The sequence below is a fragment of the Phytobacter palmae genome (genome assembly GCF_039409775.1).
GTDB classification, from domain to species: Bacteria; Pseudomonadota; Gammaproteobacteria; order Enterobacterales; family Enterobacteriaceae; genus Phytobacter; species Phytobacter palmae.
Genome location: NZ_JBCIVJ010000004.1, coordinates 227,192 through 246,245 on the forward strand (window position 1 = coordinate 227,192; position 19,054 = coordinate 246,245).

General features: G+C 55.7%; 15 protein-coding genes. 5 read left to right on the plus strand and 10 right to left on the minus strand.

The annotated features are described in order from the left end of the window. Window positions 1-162: 162 nt before the first annotated feature. Window positions 163-714: a YbhB/YbcL family Raf kinase inhibitor-like protein gene (locus AAIG39_RS07740; protein WP_090084675.1), complete on the plus strand. Its 552-nt coding sequence runs from the start codon at window positions 163-165 to the stop codon at window positions 712-714. On the opposite strand, the gene AAIG39_RS07745 is transcribed toward AAIG39_RS07740, so the two are convergent. From AAIG39_RS07745 to nasR, 6 genes are all read right to left on the minus strand, one after another. Continuing rightward, window positions 634-3,267, minus strand: coding sequence for a nitrate reductase (locus tag AAIG39_RS07745; RefSeq protein WP_343193556.1), 2,634 nt, complete (start codon window positions 3,265-3,267; stop codon window positions 634-636). The two genes, AAIG39_RS07740 and AAIG39_RS07745, sit on opposite strands and share 81 nt — an antisense overlap. Then, window positions 3,264-7,331, minus strand: coding sequence for a nitrite reductase large subunit NirB (gene nirB, locus AAIG39_RS07750; RefSeq protein ID WP_343193557.1), 4,068 nt, complete (start codon window positions 7,329-7,331; stop codon window positions 3,264-3,266). Before nirB ends, AAIG39_RS07745 begins: the two co-directional genes overlap by 4 nt. 10 nt (window positions 7,332-7,341) lie before the next feature. Next, complete coding sequence (locus tag AAIG39_RS07755) at window positions 7,342-8,136, minus strand: ABC transporter ATP-binding protein (RefSeq protein ID WP_343193558.1); 795 nt, start codon at window positions 8,134-8,136, stop codon at window positions 7,342-7,344. A gap of 1 nt (window position 8,137) precedes the next feature. Beyond that, window positions 8,138-9,019, minus strand: a complete 882-nt coding sequence (gene ntrB / locus AAIG39_RS07760) for a nitrate ABC transporter permease (RefSeq protein ID WP_090084681.1) — start codon at window positions 9,017-9,019, stop codon at window positions 8,138-8,140. Window position 9,020: 1 nt separating this feature from the next. After that, window positions 9,021-10,280, minus strand: a complete 1,260-nt coding sequence (locus AAIG39_RS07765) for a CmpA/NrtA family ABC transporter substrate-binding protein (protein ID WP_249568895.1) — start codon at window positions 10,278-10,280, stop codon at window positions 9,021-9,023. A 233-nt stretch (window positions 10,281-10,513) separates the two neighbouring features. Next, window positions 10,514-11,707, minus strand: coding sequence for a nitrate regulatory protein NasR (gene nasR, locus AAIG39_RS07770; RefSeq protein WP_343193559.1), 1,194 nt, complete (start codon window positions 11,705-11,707; stop codon window positions 10,514-10,516). A gap of 67 nt (window positions 11,708-11,774) precedes the next feature. Between nasR and AAIG39_RS07775 the strand changes: the two genes are divergently transcribed. From AAIG39_RS07775 to AAIG39_RS07785, 3 genes are all read left to right on the plus strand, one after another. Continuing rightward, complete coding sequence (locus AAIG39_RS07775; protein WP_343193560.1) at window positions 11,775-12,128, plus strand: DsrE/DsrF/TusD sulfur relay family protein; 354 nt, start codon at window positions 11,775-11,777, stop codon at window positions 12,126-12,128. A gap of 108 nt (window positions 12,129-12,236) precedes the next feature. Continuing rightward, window positions 12,237-14,021 (plus strand): methyl-accepting chemotaxis protein, encoded by a 1,785-nt coding sequence (locus AAIG39_RS07780; RefSeq protein ID WP_090084688.1) that lies wholly within the window; start codon window positions 12,237-12,239, stop codon window positions 14,019-14,021. A 215-nt stretch (window positions 14,022-14,236) separates the two neighbouring features. Next, window positions 14,237-14,479 carry a DUF1883 domain-containing protein gene (locus tag AAIG39_RS07785; RefSeq protein WP_343193561.1) on the plus strand — a complete coding sequence of 81 codons (243 nt, stop codon included), beginning with the start codon at window positions 14,237-14,239 and terminating at the stop codon, window positions 14,477-14,479. Window positions 14,480-14,492: 13 nt separating this feature from the next. Here AAIG39_RS07785 and AAIG39_RS07790 read toward each other — a convergent pair whose 3' ends face one another. Further along, complete coding sequence (locus AAIG39_RS07790; RefSeq protein ID WP_090084689.1) at window positions 14,493-15,188, minus strand: gamma-glutamylcyclotransferase; 696 nt, start codon at window positions 15,186-15,188, stop codon at window positions 14,493-14,495. Window positions 15,189-15,366: 178 nt separating this feature from the next. Further along, window positions 15,367-15,597, minus strand: coding sequence for a putative cation transport regulator ChaB (gene chaB, locus AAIG39_RS07795; protein WP_090084691.1), 231 nt, complete (start codon window positions 15,595-15,597; stop codon window positions 15,367-15,369). A gap of 269 nt (window positions 15,598-15,866) precedes the next feature. Between chaB and chaA the strand changes: the two genes are divergently transcribed. After that, window positions 15,867-16,967, plus strand: a complete 1,101-nt coding sequence (chaA, locus tag AAIG39_RS07800; RefSeq protein WP_090084693.1) for a sodium-potassium/proton antiporter ChaA — start codon at window positions 15,867-15,869, stop codon at window positions 16,965-16,967. Window positions 16,968-17,351: 384 nt separating this feature from the next. Here the strand turns inward: chaA and kdsA are convergent, their stop codons facing one another. Together kdsA and sirB1 are read right to left on the minus strand one after the other, a co-directional pair. Next, window positions 17,352-18,206, minus strand: coding sequence for a 3-deoxy-8-phosphooctulonate synthase (gene kdsA, locus AAIG39_RS07805; RefSeq protein WP_090084695.1), 855 nt, complete (start codon window positions 18,204-18,206; stop codon window positions 17,352-17,354). 37 nt (window positions 18,207-18,243) lie between these two features. Then, entirely contained in the window at window positions 18,244-19,053 is an 810-nt protein-coding gene (sirB1, locus tag AAIG39_RS07810; RefSeq protein WP_047370550.1) for an invasion regulator SirB1, read from the minus strand. Window position 19,054 lies beyond the last annotated feature (1 nt).

A 19,054-nucleotide genomic window follows, 5' to 3' on the forward strand; every position in this document is an offset into this window, starting at 1 on the left:
CACGTTTGTAGGGGGTCGCTCCAGGCTGGAAATGATCGCCAGTCGTTCAGGTTAGCGGCTTTGGACGCCAATTTCAGCTTTTGCGGAAATTTCAGGAAAATCCTTATCCCCCCGCCTCGCCGGACTACATTTAAATAATCGCTGACAAATGAGAAAAAACGAATGACTCAGACACTAAGATGGGCAGTGTGCAGTTCTCTGTTGTTCTGTGCCGTGTCGGCCAGCGCAACCGACATTTTCCAGCTGCAATCTCCGGCCTTCGGTGATAACGCGCTGATGGAAAAAAAATATGCGGGCAACGCCAGCAGCAATCCTAACTGCACAGGAGAGAATGTTTCACCGGCGCTGGTGTGGAATAATCCGCCAGCTAAAACGCAGAGTTTCGCTCTGGTGGTGCATGACCCGGAAGGCGCGATGGGACTTGGCGTGACCCATCTGGTGGCCTATAACATTCCCCCTTCTGGCACCGGTTTTGCCGAAAATGATCTGCGTGACGCAAAAGGCTATACCGGCGGTAAAAATACCCCCGGTACCCTGCAATGGTATGGCCCTTGCCCACCTCCGGGTAGCGGCGCGCACCATTATACTTTCACCCTGATTGCCACCAGCCTCGCACCGGATCTCCCCAAAGGGTTAACCCGGGAAGAACTGTTTGCCAAACTCAAAGGCCACACCCTGGGCGCGGCGGGGCTCATTGGCCGCTTCGGACAGTAGCGCTTTTAATTCGGGCAGACAGGAGCCGCAGTTCGTGCCGCAGCGCAGGGCGTTTCCCAGCGCTGCGGTGCTGTCACAGCCTGCGGCAATAGCGGCGTGAATCGCATTTTCCCCCACACTGTAGCAACTACAGACCGTGCGCCCTGGTGCGGGTGAGCAGGATGGCGACTGCCCTGCCAGCAGGTTATGTCGCGCTTGCGCCGTTGCTGGCGCGGTGATAAATGCCTGCGAAATGACGTCATGCGCAATAACAGGAAGCCGCGTATCGCTCCACCACCCCAGCATTAATTGCCCGTTATCCCAGGCCAGCAGATTTCTCACCGTACCAGCGCGGACAGTCTGCATCTCCCATCCTTTCGTCTGACACCAGGTCGTCAGCCAGGCCACGGCATCACCACTGCCCGCCAGCGTAAAATGGAAAGCGCCGTCCGTCGCTTTGCGTACCCAATAGAGATCAGCGGGTAGTTCCGGCATTTCACGCGCATATAATTCGCCTTGCCAGCCAGGCTGCCAGGCTGCTATGCGCACCGCCGTTTGTTTGCTTTCCGGCTGCCCGGAATGCGGATCGCAAACAGGGGCCACCAGCACGTTAACCTTTCCCTGACGGGCAAAGCAGTGGTTCCAGTGCATCGGGGTGAAGAGTTCGCCTTCGCGCTGCCCGTGGTGAATACGCGCCCGAGCCACCATAACGCCACGGGGAGAGCTAATATGCACAAGATCCCCCTCACACAGCGAAAAACGGGCAGCATCAGCCGGGGAAATCTCGACCACAGGTTCAGCGATATGCTGCATCAACCGTGCAACCGTACCGGTACGGGTCATCGTATGCCACTGGTCGCGGATCCGCCCGCTATTGAGCAAGAGCGGATAGAGCGTCGTCGGTTGCGCCATCGCGCGCACGGGCGATACAGGTACGGTGCGCAGATGCCCGGAAGATCGCCAGCCACGGCGTAACGCTTCCGGGGTAACGCTCCACTGGTGTGGTTCCAGCCTGTCCCACTCCTCAAGGGTTAACCGGGCAAGCTCGCTGATATCAAACGCCCGCATGCCGTTGTTTTCAAAACCGGAGAGCGCCGCGTGCTCTGAGAAAATCTCATGGGGGTGTTGCCAGGCAAACGCGGGGCCGAAACCGAGTCGTTGCGCGATCTGCGCGATTATCCACCAGTCAGCTTTTGCCTCGCCTGGCGGGGGTAAAAAGGCCCGCTGGCGAGAGATACGTCGCTCAGAATTGGTCACCGTGCCATTTTTCTCTCCCCATGCCAGCGCCGGGAAACGGATGTGGGCATAGCGGCTGGTATCGGTGTCGGCTACCACCTCAGAGACAATCACCAGCGGACAGGCCGCCAGTGCGGCGCATACCGCATGGCTGTCCGGCAGCGAGACTGCCGGATTGGTGCCCATTATCCACACCGCTTTCACCTCGCCGCGCCCGATGGCTGCAAACAGGTCCACTGCCATCAATCCCGGCGTTTGTGCCAGTCGCTCCGTCCCCCAGAAACGCGCCACTCTGGCAAGGTCCGCCGCCTCAAAATTCATGTGCGCCGCCAGTTGGGTCGCAAGGCCCCCCACTTCACGCCCCCCCATAGCATTCGGTTGTCCGGTCAGGGAAAACGGGCCGCAGCCTGGACGGGCAAATTTACCGCTGGCGAGATGCACATTAATGATGGCATTACACTTATCGCTGCCACTTGATGACTGGTTAATTCCCATGGTGAACAGCGTCATCGCCCGTGGCGCGGTGATAAACCAGTCATAAAATGTTGTGACAACGTCACGTGGCAGCGCGCAAAATGTCGCTACCACTTCTGGTGGCCACTCATGCGCGGCGGCCAGCGCCGCGTCACCCTCCTCGAAATCAACCAGGGAACCAGTACCCGCAGCGATCATATTTAACAGACCGACAAACAGCGCTGTGTCACTCCCCGGTGCAAGCGGCAGATGGAGGTCGGCAATCGCGCAGGTGGCAGTGACGCGCGGGTCGATAACCACCACTTTCAGCGCCGGGTTATCATGCTTTGCCTGCACAATTCGCTGATAGAGCACTGGATGGGTCCAGGCGGCATTTGACCCCACCAGCACCAGCAGGTCACTCTTTTCAATATCTTCATAGCTGCACGGCACGACATCAGCGCCAAAGGCGCGCTTGTAACCCGTGACGGCAGAGGACATACACAACCGTGAGTTGGTGTCGATATTTGCCGCACCAATAAAGCCTTTCATTAGCTTATTAGCGGCATAATAGTCCTCGGTCAGCAGTTGTCCGGATGCATAAAACGCCACAGCCTGCGGGCCAAATTCGCTGATAATGGCATTCAGGCGCTCCCCGGCAGTATCCAGCGCCGTCTGCCAGCTTACCGTCTGATCATCGACCTGCGGGGCCAGCAGCCGCCCCGCTAACCCGGTGGTCTCCCCGAGCGCAGCCCCTTTCACACACAGGCGGCCATAGTTTGCCGGGTGCGCGCTGTCACCCGCAACGCTCACCCCATTTTCTGCAACGGTCGCAACCACGCCGCAGCCCACACCGCAGTATGGGCAGGTAGTGCGGGTACTCATGACGCCTCCGCGCGCATCAGCAGAACCTGATTGCCGACCCACACTTTTCCGCCTTCCACTTTGACCGGCCAGGCGCGGACCGCCGGTTCGCCACTTTCCGCATAGCAGCCATCACGCAGGCGGATACGCTGTTTATAGAGCGGCGATATCACCAGCGGCTCTCCGTTGGTGTCGCCCAGGATCCCTCGCGACAGGACCTGGGCATTGCTGCCCGGTTCGTGATTATCGAGGGCATAAATGGTTTCGCCAAAGCGGAACAGCGCAATTTGCCGCTCGCCCAGACGTGCGCCAATCCCCGCCTGTTCAGGTATAGCGGCGATATCACAAATAACCTGCCACGGTCGCCACGGCAACTGCCCCTCTGGCTGTTCTGCTGCCAGCGCGAGCTGCGGCTGGTCGCGAACAACCTCACGGTGTACGGTTTCGTCCGGCTTATCACTGTTTACGAACGAGCGGAACAGCGCCAGGCGGTCGGGATCGTTAAGCGTGGTCTGCCATTCACACTGATAACTGTCCACCACCCGCGCCATCTCTTCTTCCAGTTCAGCCGCAATCTCCAGGCTGTCGTTCATAATGACATCACGCAGGTAGTCGATGCCGCCCTCCAGATTATCAAGCCAGGTGCTGGTGCGCTGCAGGCGGTCAGCCGTGCGGATGTAGAACATCAGGAAACGGTCAATGGTACGGATCAGCGTGGCCTCATCCAGATCACTGGCAAACAGATCCGCATGGCGTGGTTTCATGCCGCCATTACCGCAAACATAGAGATTCCAGCCTTTCTCTGTAGCTATCACTCCCACATCTTTCCCCTGCGCTTCTGCACACTCGCGGGTACAACCGGACACCGCCATTTTGATCTTATGCGGGGCACGCAGGCCCTTGTAACGATGCTCCAGCGCCACCGCCAGCCCGGTAGAGTCCTGCACGCCATAGCGACACCAGGTCGAACCGACGCAGGATTTCACCGTACGCAGCGACTTGCCATAGGCGTGCCCGGTTTCAAACCCGGCATCCACCAATTCCTGCCAGATGGCAGGAAGCTGCTCCAGGCGTGCGCCAAAGAGATCGATACGCTGACCACCGGTGACTTTGCTGTAAAGCTGATAGCGTTTGGCTATCTGCCCGATGGCAATCAGCCCATCCGGCGTGACCTCGCCGGCAGGCATACGCGGCACAATGGAGTAGGTTCCGTCTTTCTGAATATTGGCGAAATAACGGTCATTGGTATCCTGCAGCGGCAGGTGCGCCGGTTTGAGCAGATATTCATTCCAGCAGGAGGCCAGAATCGACCCGACCAGCGGCTTACACACCTCGCAGCCCTGCCCGTGACCATAACGGCTTATCAACTGTGCAAAAGTACGAATATGGTTGACGCGCACCAGATGGTGGATCTCCTGGCGCGAGTACGGGAAGTGTTCGCAGATATCTTTTTTCACTTCCACACCCTGCGATGCCAGCTGATGTTCCATTACCTGTTTCACCAGCGCGCTGCAACCGCCACAACCGGTGGCCGCTTTGGTACAACTTTTGATTGCCCCCATGTCGGTGGCACCCGTGCTGACCGCCTGGCAAATATCCCCTTTACTGACGTTATGGCAGGAACAAATCTGTGCGCTGTCCGGCAATGCCGCCACGCCGAGCGCTTTGGGTGCGCTTCCTGCAAGCGCTGGCAGGATCAGGCTTTCCGGCTGCGCAGGCAGGGCCAGCCCGTTGAGCATGGTTTGTAGCAGCGTGGCATAGTCGCTGGCATCCCCTACCAGTACGCCACCGAGCAGTTGTTTGCCGTCTTCGCTGACCACGATTTTTTTATAAATTTGCGCCGGGCCGTCGGTCCACTGATAACTCAGGCAGCCCGGCGTGCGCCCGTGAGCATCGCCGAATGACGCCACGTCAACACCCAGCAATTTGAGTTTTGTGCTCATATCCGCGCCGGAAAATGCCGCCGCTTCGCCGCTAAGATGAGCCGCCACCACTCGTGCCATCTGATATCCCGGTGCCACCAGACCATAGACTTTGCCCTCCCATACCGCGCATTCACCAATAGCGAAGATGTTTTCATCTGAGGTCTGGCACAGTTCATTAATCGCGATCCCGCCGCGTTCCCCGAGGCGCAATTCCCCGCGACGGGCGAGCGCATCTTGCGGACGAATCCCGGCGGAAAACACCACCATGTCGGTTGTCAGGCTCTCACCATCGGCAAAATTAAGTGTCAGCGTGTCGCCGTTCGCCACGATTTCCCGGGTCGCCTTGCTGGTATGAACCTGTACCCCCAGCGCGGTGATTTTTTTGCGTAGCATGGCGCCGCCCTGTTCATCGAGCTGGACTGCCATCAGCGCCGGGGCGAACTCCACCACGTGGGTTTCCAGCCCCAGTTGTTTTAAAGCATTCGCCGCTTCGAGTCCCAGCAGCCCGCCGCCAATCACGACACCACGGGTGGCGCTTTTCGCACGGGCGGCAATCTCATCCAGGTCATCCAGGGTGCGATAGACAAAACAGCCGCTGGCATCATGCCCCGGTACTGGCGGTACAAACGGGTACGAACCGGTCGCCAGCACCAGTTTGTCCCAGCGCGTCTCATGACCCTGCGCGTCCCGCACCACCTGCAACACGCGGTCGATTTCAGTAATGGTCTGGTTAAGACGTAACTCAATGCCATGCTGGTCAAAAAAATCCTCCGCGACCATGGAGAATGATTGCGCGCTGCGCCCGGCAAAATACTCGGATAAATGTACGCGATCGTAGGCGGCATAACGTTCTGCACCGAATACCACGATGTGACAGGATTTATGCAGGTTGCGGCTCACGCACTGTTCCAGAAAATGGTGGCCGACCATACCGTGTCCGACCACAACCAGAGTAGGTTTTGTCATCTTTGAGATCCCGGCAGCCGCTGGCTGCGCTGTAAAGCTGTCGAAAAGCCAGCCCGCCTGCGGCGGTTCCGGCGTATTTAATCGTTCGGTGAGTGCGGCCGCGCTGGCGCAATCGCCCAGCAGCAGTGCGCCGCATAGTCTGTTTTCCCGCACCAGCAGACGCCGGTAATGGACGCTGAGGGGATCGAGGCTGGCCCAGATATCATCGCCATCGTGCGCCTGAATCTCCCCGACGCTGAACAGGTCGATGCCGGTCACTTTCAGTCGCAGCCCACCCGCCTGCCAGTGAAAATCCGTCTCAGGCGTGCCGAGCAGACGCGCGGCGAGAATGTCGGCCTGCTGTAAACAAGGCGCTACCAGCCCCCAGGTTTGCCCGGCGATTTCACAACATTCACCAATGGCGCTCACCCCGGCGATAGCGCTACGCAACTGACCGTCCACGACGATACCGCGCGCACAGGGAATACCGCAGGCCTCGGCAAGAGCTATCGCGGGACGCACCCCGGTGGTCATCACCACACGGCCTGCCGACACAACGCGCCCGTTGGTCAGTGTGACGCTATCGCGGGTGATGTGGCTGATGCTGGCGGACAGTTCGCAATCAATACCGCGTTCGCGCAGGTGCGCCGCCAGCAGTTCCCCTGCCTGGGCGTCAAGCTGTTGTTCCATCAGCCATTCGCCCCGGTTAACTAACGTGACGTTGTCACCGTGACGGCGCAGCGCTGCCGCCGCTTCAACCCCCAGTACGCCCCCACCGAGGACAACAACCGGCCCGCTGCCTGCCAGAATGGACTGCACATCGCTGATACGGCGAAAGCTATGGACATGCGGTAAGTCATGGCCCGGTACGGGCGGGATAACGGGGGTCGAACCGGTGGCAAACACCAGCTCGTCCCAGGCCAGTTCACGTTGGGTGGTGATAACCCGGCGCGCCTGCACATCAACCCGGGTGACCGTCTCCCCAGTCAGTACCCTGATGCCGCGCGCCTGATACCACAGAGCATCATGCAGGAGGGTGTCGCTGAACGTTTTCTCTGCCCCCAGCACCGGCGACAGCTGGATGCGGTTATAGGCATGTCCCGGCTCGTCGCCAATCATCGTGATGGCATAGCGGTCAATGCCCGATTCGCTGAGTTTTTCAACAAGGCGGGTGGCCGCCATGCCGTTGCCAATGATTAACAGTCGCAGGGTCATTTCGCTCACCTCAGGCCGCTTTCGGCTGTTTTTCATAGAGGAAATGGAGGATCTGCTGGCGCAGGTGGTGATAACGGATGTCATCTGCCAGCTGTACCCGATTGCGCGGACGCGGCAGCTTGACGTCAAGTATTTCCCCGACAGTCGCCGCCGGACCGTTGGTCATCATCAGCACCCGATCAGAGAGCAACACCGCCTCATCCACATCATGGGTAATCAGTACGATGGTGGTGTTCAGCGACTGCTGGATCTGCATGACCGCATCCTGCAGATGGGCGCGGGTTAACGCATCAAGTGCGCCGAACGGCTCATCCATCAGCAGCACTTTGGGTTTCATGGCCAGCGCACGGGCGATACCGACACGTTGTTTCATCCCCCCGGAGATCTCTCCCGGACGTTTGTGCAGCGCGTGGCCCATTTGTACCCGATCCAGATTGTGCTCAATCCACTCCCGGCGTTCCGCTTTGTTCATGGTGCGGCGGAACACCTGATCCACCGCCAGCGCCACGTTGTCAAAACAGGTCAGCCACGGCAGCAAAGAGTGATTCTGGAACACGACCGCCCGCTCCGGGCCGGGCCCGGCGATTTCCCGGTTATCACACAGTAACCCCCCTTCGGTGGGGAGCGTGATACCGGCAATCAGATTAAGTAAGGTGGATTTTCCACAGCCTGAGTGACCAATCAGGCTGACCGTTTCCCCTTCATGAATATCGAAAGAGACATTTTGCAGCGCCACAAACTCGCCACCCGCAGTGGAAAAACGCTGGCTCACCGCCTGCACCTGAATAATCGGTTTTTTGCTCATTTTATTTCTCCTGCCAGCTAAAGCGACGTGCCACCAGCATTAGCCCCTGCTCAAGCAGCAGGCCAACGACACCGATAATGACAATGGCGATTAAAATGTTTTCCACATTGAGGTTGTTCCATTCGTTCCAGATCCAGAAACCGATCCCCAGGCCGCCGGTGAGCATCTCGGCTGCGACAATCACCAGCCAGGCGATACCTATCGATAAACGGACGCCGGTGAGCACGGCGGGCAAGACCGCCGGGAACAAAATACGGCGCATGACTGTCCATTCGGACAATTGCAGAACGCGGGCCACGTTGAGGTAATCTTGCGGAATGCGACGCACCCCTTCGGCGGTATTAATCACCATCGGCCAGATAGAACAGATGAAAATGGTCCAGCTTGATGCCGGTTCTGCTTTCTGGAAAAGCAGCAGACCAATCGGCAGCCATGCCAGCGGGCTGACCGGGCGGAGCAGCGCAATCAGCGGGTTGAACATCCGCGCCAGAAAGATAAAACGGCCAATCATAAAGCCCAGCGGGATCCCGACCACTGCCGCCAGACCAAAACCGATAGCGACACGCTGCAATGAAGCCAGCACATTCCAGCCGATCCCCATGTCATTCGGCCCATCCTGGTAGAACGGGTCGGCAAACAACGTCAGTGCCGAATCCAGCGTGCTGAGCGGTGTGGGAAAACCTTTGCTGTTGATTGCCGCCAGTTCCCAGGCGATAAGCAGCAGCCCAAGCCCCAGCAGCGCGGGAACAACACGTTCGGCTACCGCGCGTGTTTTGCGCGACAGGGCTGGCTTGCGGGTGCGTACTTTCACCGGTGGCAAGGTAATCACTTCGCCCGGAATGGACGGTGGCGTAATGCGCTGTGTGTTCTGTTGATGTGTCATATCAGGCCCCTGTTCGTTGAATGTCGAAACGTCTGGCGTAGTGCTCCGGGTCGGTACCGTCCCAGCGAGAGCCATCCATCAGCGTGCTGGTTCGCATAGTCTGCGCAGGCGGCGTGATCCCCCCGATAGCCGTGGCGGCATCTTTCCAGATATCGATACGGTTGATGCGGCTGGCGATGGCGGCATAATCCGGTGCGCTTTTCAGCAGTCCCCAGCGGCGGAACTGGGTTAAAAACCACATGCCGTCGGAGTGCCACGGATAATTCACCTGCCCGTCGCTAAAGAAGCGGATAGCGTGCGCGTCCTGCCAGCGCTTGCCCGCACCGTTGTCGTATTCACCGAGCATGCGCCCGGTCAGATACTGCTCTTTGGTGTTGAGCCACGCCCGACGCGAGAGAATGCGTGCAGTTTCACGGCGATTATCATCAGAAGCATCAATCCAGCGGGCTGCCTCCATCACCGCGCAGACCAGCGCGCGGGCGGTGTGCGGATTTTGTTCGACCCAGGCGCTGCGTGTGCCGAGAATTTTTTCCGGATGATCCGGCCACACGGACTGGCTGGTCGCGGCGGTAAATCCGATGCGGTCATTAATGGCACGGGCGTTCCATGGCTCCCCTACGCAAAAACCGACCATGTTACCGATCCGCATGTTCATCACCATTTGCGGAGGCGGTACCACCACCGTGCGGATATCGGTAAAGGGGTTAATCCCCGCGCTCGCCAGCCAGTAATAGAGCCACATGGCGTGGGTGCCGGTCGGAAAGGTATGAGCAAAGGTGTATGTCCCGGGTGCGCTCTGCCCAATCATTTTTTTCAGGCTTTCACCATCGGTGACGCCTTTATCCAGCAGGTCAGTGGAAAGGGTGATCCCCTGGCCGTTCTGGTTGAGGGTCATCAGGTTGGCCATCGACTGGGTTTTTCCTGCGATCCCCAGTTCCAGGCCGTACAACAAGCCATACAGCACATGTGCGGCATCCAGTTCACCGGAGACAAGTTTGTCGCGCACCGCCGCCCAACTGGCCTCTTTGGTGGGCACCAGGGTGATGCCATATTTTTTATCGAACCCTTTCAGAGCGGCAATGACCAGCGGCGCACAATCCGTCAGTGGAATAAACCCGACACGAACGGTGGTCAGTTCCGGTTTATCGGAACCTGCCGCCCACGCTGCCTGCATCAGACCGGGCATTAGCATCGCACCGCCCAGTGCTGCACCTGCCTGTAGAAAACGCCTGCGCGTTAATGAAACCGATGAATCGCCCATACCCACTCCCGAAGCAAAAAAAAAGCGCCCGTTGATGCTTTCGCACCAATGGACGCCTTTATCCGTATGGTCAGTGAACCGCCGTTGGTTCCCCGCCACTGTTGTAGTCACTTACACCCGATAACAATGCAACCGCTATGCCAGGTCTAAAACCGCTGTTTTTAGCGCTTTTAAAACGTTTTCAGGATTTTTTCGCACTGCTCATGTGCAGGAAATGCCCGCTGAATGTGCAACTACTCCTTAGGTGTTAGAGGCCATAATGCCCGCACAGTAAGCAGCGCGCGGGCGATTTCGACCATGCGCTGATTCTTGTCCATTGCCATTTTACGCAGACATTGCCAGGCCTGTTCTTCGCTCATGTTCTGGTGGTTCATCAGGATGTTTTTCGCTTTATCTATCAGCGTCCGTTCCTCCAGAGAGTCCTGTAGCGACGCCAGTTGCGCACTAAGCTGTTCCAGTTCACGGGCCTGCTGGCGCACCAGGGGCAGGAGTTGTCTGTCGAGCCGCCCGGAAAGATGGTCGCCCGGTGTTTCATCAAGCCAGGTATTGACGTTAACATCGTCATCCTCTTCCAGCATGGACGCCGTGGTATGCATCAGTTCATTGATCAACACCTCTTCCAGCGCACGCAGATGTTCCAGCCTCTGGGTTTGCAGCGCGAACCAGCGTAGCGCCCCTTCTCCGCCATCTGCGGGGGGCACGCGGGTGCAGGCCTGGCGGCGAAGCTGCTCAATCTCCAGCCCGGCGGTGCATTCGCGGGCAAAGATCGCGCCGACATCAGGCGCGGCGAGAGACAAAAAAGCCTCAAAACAGGGCTGCTGACCATCAATTCGGTCCACCAGTGACTGGCGAAGTGCATCGCTAAACGCCGACTGGGTAAAGCCAATCGCCCCCAGCGCACGCTCTTGTCCTACCAGCTCTTTTCCCTGCATAAAGCTATAAAGCGCTACCAGATGTTTAACGATTCTGGGATCGTCCACGCTGTCGTTAAGCTGCGGAATAATGCTTAACAGATGACTAATGGTGCGGATGAATTGCGCCATCGCCTGCTCCGCCGTTATACGCCGGGTTTTTATCTGTTCGCGTAACTGCGGAAGTTGTTCCAGACATCCAACAGCAGCGGCAATACGGTGGCATAATGCGCTACTGGCAAGTGGCCTGAGCGTGGCAAGCAACGGTAAAAACGGCGTGATGTTCTCATCGGCAAGGGCGCTGCTGGCGCGACATTCCAGCGCGTAAAGCTGCCCTTTTGAACACAGCCAGATATTCGATGCACCGCGTTCGCACTGCAGCGTATGGGTCAGATGGCTGATTTTCCCCGCCAGCACGCCAAGCTGGGTGAGCTGGTAAAGCTGTTGTTTCTGGACCTGACGCGCGTAGCGAAACCAGTCGGTGGCGTCGGGTGTCGCATCAGTATAATTAATCATGCTTACTCTCCGTGGCTCTCTGCTGGGGAGAAATAAGCAATAACCATGCCTTATCGAAGGAGTGAAGATGCAAAAGATTGTGATTGTCGCCAACGGCGCGGCGTACGGCAGTGAATCCTTATTTAACAGTTTGCGTCTGGCAATCGCCCTGCGCGAGCAGGAAGCCGACCTCGATTTACGCCTCTTTTTAATGTCTGACGCGGTAACAGCCGGGCTGCGCGGGCAAAAACCCGCCGAGGGGTACAACATTCAGCAAATGCTGGAAATCCTTACCGCGCAAAACGTACCGGTGAAACTGTGTAAGACCTGTACTGACGGCAGGGGTATTACTTCACTGCCTTTAGTGGATGGCGTGGCGATTGGCACCCTGGTCGAACTGGCACAGTGGACGCTGGCAGCCGATAAGGTGCTGACCTTCTAATGCTCGCCTTTCTTTAATACTTTTTTCTTATGGATGTCGCTCTGGCATCAAGTTTGCCTGCTGTGCTGCCGATAGGCATTAGAGACAACACAGCAGGTACTTATAAATATGTTCAGGTCAATTCGTGCTCGTATCATTGCAGCAACGGCGGGCTGTCTCGCTATTGCTCTTCTTCTCAACACTGTTATTAACTACCAGGTAACCAGCCAGCATAATCAGTACGCTCAGCAAGACATCCTCACCAGCACCAGCGGTAGCCACAGCCTCGCCATCAGTGACTGGGTTAGCAGTAAAACAACCGCCATCGCCTCCCTGCAGAAAGTGGCATTAACTGACGATCCCGTTCCGGTATTCACCCAGATTGCGCAGGCTACTGGCTTTATCAACGTCTATGTAGGTTACGCCAGTAAAACGGCCAAATTCTCCAACCCGGACGGTGTGCCTGCGGATTATGACCCGACCATTCGCCCCTGGTATCAGCAGGCCGCTAAAGCTGATGCCCCGATCGTCACCGCGCCTTATGTCGATGCAGGCAGCGGGAAACTGGTGGTCACCTTCGCGGTGCCAGTCAAAGAAAACGGTACGCTTAAAGCGGTGGTCGCAGGTGATGTCTCAATGGACAGCGTGGTGGCCAACGTACAGGGTATTAAACCCACCCCCAACAGCAGCGGGTTGTTACTTAACAGCGATGGCAGTGTGATTGCCGCCAACGATGGCAAACTGACGCTCAAACCGTTTGGCGAGGCCATCAGGGACGTGCAATTTGCCGATCTGCAAGCCGGGAAACCGGTAACTGGCCTCTTTGCCGGCGCAGAAAAAGCGTTTCTTGCCACCAAAGTCAACGGCACCAACTGGCTGTTGGTTGTTGCACTGGACAGTGCGGACTCTACCGCGGGCCTGCGCGCGCAATTAAAAGCCTCTGCCGTTTCGCTGATTGTACTGGTCGTGCTGGCCGGCGCCCTTATGCACTGGATCGTCGCGACTATGCTCAAACGTCTGATCACCATTCGTGACGCGATGAACGCCATCAGCAGCGGCACGGATGACCTGTCACAGCGCTTACCGGAACAAGGTAATGATGAAGTGGCGCAAATCGCCCATGCGTTTAACGCCTTTAGCGACAAACTGTCCGTGGTGATGGTTAAACTGCGCGATTCCAGCAATTCCGTTCAGCAGGCAGCACAAGAAATCGCGGCAGGTAACCAGGATCTGTCAGAACGGACAGAACAGGCGGCTTCCAGCCTGCGCGAGACTGCCAGTGCGGTTGAGCAGATCACCGCCTCAGTTGCCTTGTCGACCGATTCCGCCGCCCAGGCCAACGACCAGGCGCATACCGCCTCTGAGGCTGCATCACGCGGGGGTAAAGTGGTATCGCAGGCAATTTCAACCATGCAATCTATCGAAGTGGCTTCGGCCAAAATCGGTGATATTACCAGCGTGATCGACGGTATCGCTTTCCAGACCAATATTCTGGCGCTAAACGCCTCGGTCGAAGCAGCCCGTGCGGGCGAACAGGGGCGTGGTTTCGCGGTTGTTGCCGGCGAGGTGCGTAACCTGGCCAGCCGCAGCGCGCAGGCGGCGAAGGAGATTAAGTCGTTGATTGATTCGACAACAGACAGCGTCGCAACGGGTTCCCGCTACGTGCGTCTGGCCGGGGAAAGCATGGGGGAAATAGTCTCAAGCATCGACAGCGTCTCGGTCATCATGCGTGAAATCACCGTCGCCACTAACGAGCAGATGAAAGGCATCCAGGAAATCAATCATGCAGTCATCGATCTTGACCGTATGGTGCAGCAAAACGCCGAACTGGTGATCCAGTCAGCTGCCGCCGCAGGTGCGTTGCAGGAGCAAGCGGGCGAGCTTGCTGAAACTGCCGGTCATTTCCGCATTTAATCTTATGTCGGCGCGTTTTTGCCTGAATTTAACGCGCCGACACAATCCCCAGCCGAATTTTGTCATTATTGTTTAATCGTTACGCCATTTTTTGATCAAAGTCAGCATCTGAATCCCTCCCCTTTGGTGTTATGCAACGAGTGAATTGTGAACAAAGTCACGCACGGGATCATCCCGCAGGGAGTGCGTTGTCGATACATACGGGGTTTAAAACAATGGCGTTGGTAAAAACAAGTTTGAAGTTATTTGGTGGGGATACAGTGGTAGTACGTTGTTCTGAGAACTGCCATATTCATCTGATGAGCGAAAAGAGTCAGGCCGCAAGTCAGACGGATGTGTTAAGCGTTCAGGATCGTGCCAGTGCGTATCTGGCGGTGCCTTACAGCGGCATCTGGAATGTGCTGATCGATAGTCACAGCCAGTCGCTGGAACATTCCATCAGTTACGTTCCAGCATAAGTTAGCATCATAATCAGGCGAAACCAGGTTGCATCTCCGGACCTGGTTTTTCTCCCTCCAGCAGCAGACGCACTCTTCCCACCAGCTCGTTCAGGCAATCATCCTGCATACCCAGTTTAATGAGCTCCTGTTCAAGCGAGAACAGATATTGCGCGTTAGTACCGAGCGGGCCGCTCGCAGAGGCAATAAGGGGGGCAATTGTCTGTGCACGGGTATCAGATTCATATAGCGGATGGCGAGGGTCCATAATAAACACCAGCGCATTCACCGTACGCCCGTCATCAAGCTCAAGCTTACGCCAGCTCGGCAGGTAGCAGCCGGTGATCATCTCACGCTTCCACAACAGAGAAAGCTCGTCGTGTAGTGTCGATTCTGCCAGGCGATAGGCCACACCAGTGGTGCGTCCGCCCTCTTTTAGTGCAAGCATACGTCCGGGCTGACAGGCGCTGCCGCGTCCCGCCGTCAGACGTAAACAAAATGCGCGATGCCAGCCGGGAAGTGTCCCCGTACAGGATTCGTCATATTCCAGAGCCGGGTTCCACATCAATGAACCGTAACCAAAAATCCATACCGGGCCGTCATCCGGGCGGCAAGCCAGCGTCGCAGCAAGCGATGCTGCTCGTTGTTCCGCCGACCATAACAGCGATTCCTCAATGTCTCCAAACGCCGTTTTACAATCTGCCTTCATCAAGAAATCACGCGTCAACATCTCTTTCTACCTCCGCCACTGCCCGCTTCCTTGCGACGACTTTACTGCTGCTTCCCTTGCACTTTTCAATGACGATATGCAATTCACAGGCCGTTTTCAAGTGAACTCTACAGGGCGTACGGAGGATGGCGAGAAATTATGTTGGCATTAAAAGAACGCGGCTCGCTATTTCATAGAGTTATCGTTTTTTATGCCATTTATCATCTTCGCCTTTTTCATAATCATTTTTTACCGCCGCCCAGGCCACGCGGTGCGCGGTCTCTTCCCGACTGGCATCACCGCGGCGATCGTCTTTATCTTTATATTGCTCCCAGGCGCTATTAAAGGCTTCTTTATAGATTTCCTGAGCGTGTGCTGGCAGGACATGTTGTACGCTGTCGGGTAAGTCTGATTTCGTTTTATAGGGCATCGTTTATACCTCCTTAAGTAAAAACTTAAGTCTGGTTTATTCTTCCCGTCTTATCCAACTCAATAATGTTTTCAACGCCGAACAAAAATCATCTTTTTGTATATTAAGCATTTTTATGAGAAAACCGCAATAAATACCCGTCTGACATAAGAAGATTCGCATGACGTAAAAAAGCGTAAAAAAGGGATAATGAAAGACGAATGTTTGTTATTTTATGCGCCCTGAATTTCTTTCTATAATTACAAATACCTGCTGGTTGGAGATCAACAATGACAACAACGCACGAGGCGGTTAAAACCCGCCACAAGGAGACTTCGCTCATTTTCCCGGTTCTGGCACTGGCAGCCCTGCTTTATTGGGGAAACAGTCAGTCGCTGCCAGTGATAATCGGAATGAATGCTCTGGCCCTGGTAGGGATTCTTGCCAGCGCATTTAGCGTCGTTCGCCACGCCGATGTTCTGGCTCACCGTCTCGGTGAACCCTACGGCTCATTAATTTTAAGCCTTTCTGTCGTTATTCTTGAAGTGAGTCTGATTTCTGCGTTAATGGCAACAGGCGATGCTGCGCCAACGCTGATGCGCGATACTCTTTATTCCATCATTATGATCGTTAGCGGTGGTTTGGTCGGCTTCTCGTTATTGCTCGGTGGGCGGAAATTTGCCACGCAATATGTGAACCTGTTCGGCATCAAGCAATATATGATCGCCCTCTTTCCGCTGGCCGTAATTGTACTGGTCTTCCCGGTGGCTTTAGAAGGCGGCAATTTCACGACCGGACAATCATTACTGGTCGCCCTTATTTCTGCCGCTATGTATGGCGTCTTTCTGCTGATTCAAACGAAAACGCATCAGAGTCTGTTTGTTTATGAGCACGAAGACGACGGCGACGATGATGATCCGCACCACGGCAAACCGTCGGCGCACAGCAGTGGCTGGCACACCGTCTGGCTGCTGGTGCATTTGATTGCCGTTATTGCTGTCACCAAGATGAATGCCAGTCCGCTGGAAAATCTGCTGACTGAAATGAATGCACCGGTTGCTTTCACCGGCTTCCTGGTTGCGCTGTTGATTCTCTCCCCTGAAGGATTAGGCGCCCTGAAAGCAGTGTTAAATAATCAGGTGCAGCGGGCGATGAATCTCTTCTTCGGCTCAGTTCTGGCGACCATTTCGTTGACAGTACCGGTTGTAACGCTGATTGCCTGGATGACGGGAAATGATTTGATGTTTGGCCTGGGTAAGCCGGAACTGGTGGTGATGCTGGCATCATTGATGCTGTGCCATATTTCGTTTTCAACAGGTCGCACCAATGTACTTAACGGCGCCGCCCATCTGGCGCTGTTTGCGGCTTATCTGATGACAATCTTTGCCTGATGCTGATAAGGGCGTCAGCCAGCAACGGGGCGCTCTTATTATCCTTCTGTGCTGGCCTGGCTTACCAGGTCAGTAACAGCAAGTGACTCATTGGTTTTGAGCGGTACTTGCGCATCACCATTCCAGGCGGTGGCCTCAATTGAGGTGCGCTCAACTCTGTTTTTTGGTCACCAGTGCAGCACAGGCAAATTTCCGTTCACTATTTTCGCTGCCCTCAGTTTCATAAGCTCAACTGTTCACTGCCACATCATCAGGGAAGCAGGCTTTGAGGTAAAAAAGGTAATGAGTTTATAAGAAGAAGAGAAAACAGGGTATTGACGGGAAGGTGATCAGAAATTAACAACACCGTTCACGCAGATGTGAACGGTGTTTTCTACGACATAATTAATTGCTGGTGTCCAGCTCATCGAAGCTTTTCACCAGATCATCAATCGCTTTGATCTGTTTGAGGAAGGGCTCCAGTTTATCCAGCGGCAGTGCGGACGGGCCATCACATTTCGCGTTCGCTGGATCCGGGTGCGCCTCAATAAACAGACCCGCCAGACCTGTCGCCATACCCGCGCGAGCCAGTTCAGCCACCTGGGCACGACGGCCACCAGACGCTGCGCCAAACGGGTCGCGGCATTGCAAAGCATGCGTCACATCGAAAATAACCGGCGAGTTGCCAGAGACCTTTTTCATCACGCTAAAGCCGAGCATATCAACAACCAGGTTGTCGTAACCGAAGTTGCTGCCACGATCACACAGGATAACTTTGTCATTACCGCCTTCATGGAATTTATCCACGATATTACCCATCTGACCAGGGCTTACGAACTGCGGTTTTTTTACGTTAATAACGGCACCGGTTTTCGCCATAGCTTCGACCAGATCGGTCTGGCGCGCCAGAAATGCCGGTAACTGAATCACGTCAACCACATCAGCGACTGGCTGAGCCTGACTGGCTTCGTGAACGTCGGTGATCACTTTTACGCCGAAGGTCTGTTTCAGCTCCTGGAAAATTTTCATCCCTTCTTCCAGTCCAGGTCCACGGTAAGACTTGATGGAGGAACGGTTTGCTTTGTCAAAAGAGGCTTTGAACACATACGGAATACCCAGCTTCTGGGTAACAGTCACGTAGTGCTCACAAATACGCATAGCGAGGTCGCGGGACTCCAGCACGTTCATACCGCCAAACAGAACAAATGGCAGATCGTTCGCAACATTGATGTCGCCAATGCTAACCACTTTTTGTTTCATATAATTCCCTTATCAAGATTCAGTCTATTAATTCAGTTTAGTGCAGTGTAATTTGCTTGTGCGAAATGGTGTTGATTTGCGCACGGATCATCTCGCTGATGGGATCCTCAGGACACTGCTCTACGAAGTAATTCAGGTCGTGCAGCGCAACATGATCGCACTCGAGTTGCGCATAAATTAAGCCACGATCGCGGATCTCATACGGGTCTTCCGGGTTAAACTGCAACAAGGCTTCACTGGCACGCAAAGCCAGTTCCATCTGTTGCTCTTCCATTAACGCGGATTTCAATGTATCCAGCAGCTTACGGATAACCTCCGCGTTATCTGCCTCATCAAGATCCTCATTAAACAACTCAGCAACAGGGCTGATATTGCCCTTGAGCCAGACGTCCAGCGTATGCTCATCCAGCGTGTCGCCATTAAATGGGTTAATCAGCCACATTTCTCCGTCCAGCCACTCAGCGCGCAGAATGAGTTGCGTCGGGAAAATCACCGGCATCAGCGGTATGTCCAGATGCCCGGCCACCCATAGCAGAATGGCGCCCAGCGACACCGCGCTACCCTGTCGGTTTTGCAGGACTTTATCCAGCCACAGCGCATCCGACAGACGGTACACGCCGCGGGTGTCTTTAAAACCCCATTCGCCGTAAAACAGCTCAAGAAGTTTCTCCAGCTGCAAATCCTGCGGTTGAGCCTGACTTATTTCTTCACGCGCCAGACGGATCAGACGCTCAAGTTCGTCGTGCACGAACTGCGAGGGAAAATCATCACGAATCAATTCAGATATCAGGATCATTCCATCGCACAATGGTGCTTTGTTAAATTCGAAATCGGCTAACGACCGCATG

Excerpts from the sequence above, each read along its gene's own strand:
- ntrB (WP_090084681.1), bottom strand. The coding sequence starts at position 9,019 with ATGACACATCAACAGAACACACAGCGCATTACGCCACCGTCCATTCCG.
- chaB (WP_090084691.1), bottom strand. The coding sequence starts at position 15,597 with ATGCCCTATAAAACGAAATCAGACTTACCCGACAGCGTACAACATGTC.
- chaA (WP_090084693.1), top strand. The coding sequence starts at position 15,867 with ATGACAACAACGCACGAGGCGGTTAAAACCCGCCACAAGGAGACTTCG.
- AAIG39_RS07745 (WP_343193556.1), bottom strand. The coding sequence starts at position 3,267 with ATGAGTACCCGCACTACCTGCCCATACTGCGGTGTGGGCTGCGGCGTG.
- AAIG39_RS07765 (WP_249568895.1), bottom strand. The coding sequence starts at position 10,280 with ATGGGCGATTCATCGGTTTCATTAACGCGCAGGCGTTTTCTACAGGCA.
- AAIG39_RS07740 (WP_090084675.1), top strand. The coding sequence starts at position 163 with ATGACTCAGACACTAAGATGGGCAGTGTGCAGTTCTCTGTTGTTCTGT.
- sirB1 (WP_047370550.1), bottom strand. The coding sequence starts at position 19,053 with ATGCGGTCGTTAGCCGATTTCGAATTTAACAAAGCACCATTGTGCGAT.
- AAIG39_RS07785 (WP_343193561.1), top strand. The coding sequence starts at position 14,237 with ATGGCGTTGGTAAAAACAAGTTTGAAGTTATTTGGTGGGGATACAGTG.
- nirB (WP_343193557.1), bottom strand. The coding sequence starts at position 7,331 with ATGACCCTGCGACTGTTAATCATTGGCAACGGCATGGCGGCCACCCGC.
- AAIG39_RS07775 (WP_343193560.1), top strand. The coding sequence starts at position 11,775 with ATGCAAAAGATTGTGATTGTCGCCAACGGCGCGGCGTACGGCAGTGAA.
- AAIG39_RS07780 (WP_090084688.1), top strand. The coding sequence starts at position 12,237 with ATGTTCAGGTCAATTCGTGCTCGTATCATTGCAGCAACGGCGGGCTGT.
- nasR (WP_343193559.1), bottom strand. The coding sequence starts at position 11,707 with ATGATTAATTATACTGATGCGACACCCGACGCCACCGACTGGTTTCGC.
- kdsA (WP_090084695.1), bottom strand. The coding sequence starts at position 18,206 with ATGAAACAAAAAGTGGTTAGCATTGGCGACATCAATGTTGCGAACGAT.
- AAIG39_RS07790 (WP_090084689.1), bottom strand. The coding sequence starts at position 15,188 with ATGTTGACGCGTGATTTCTTGATGAAGGCAGATTGTAAAACGGCGTTT.
- AAIG39_RS07755 (WP_343193558.1), bottom strand. The coding sequence starts at position 8,136 with ATGAGCAAAAAACCGATTATTCAGGTGCAGGCGGTGAGCCAGCGTTTT.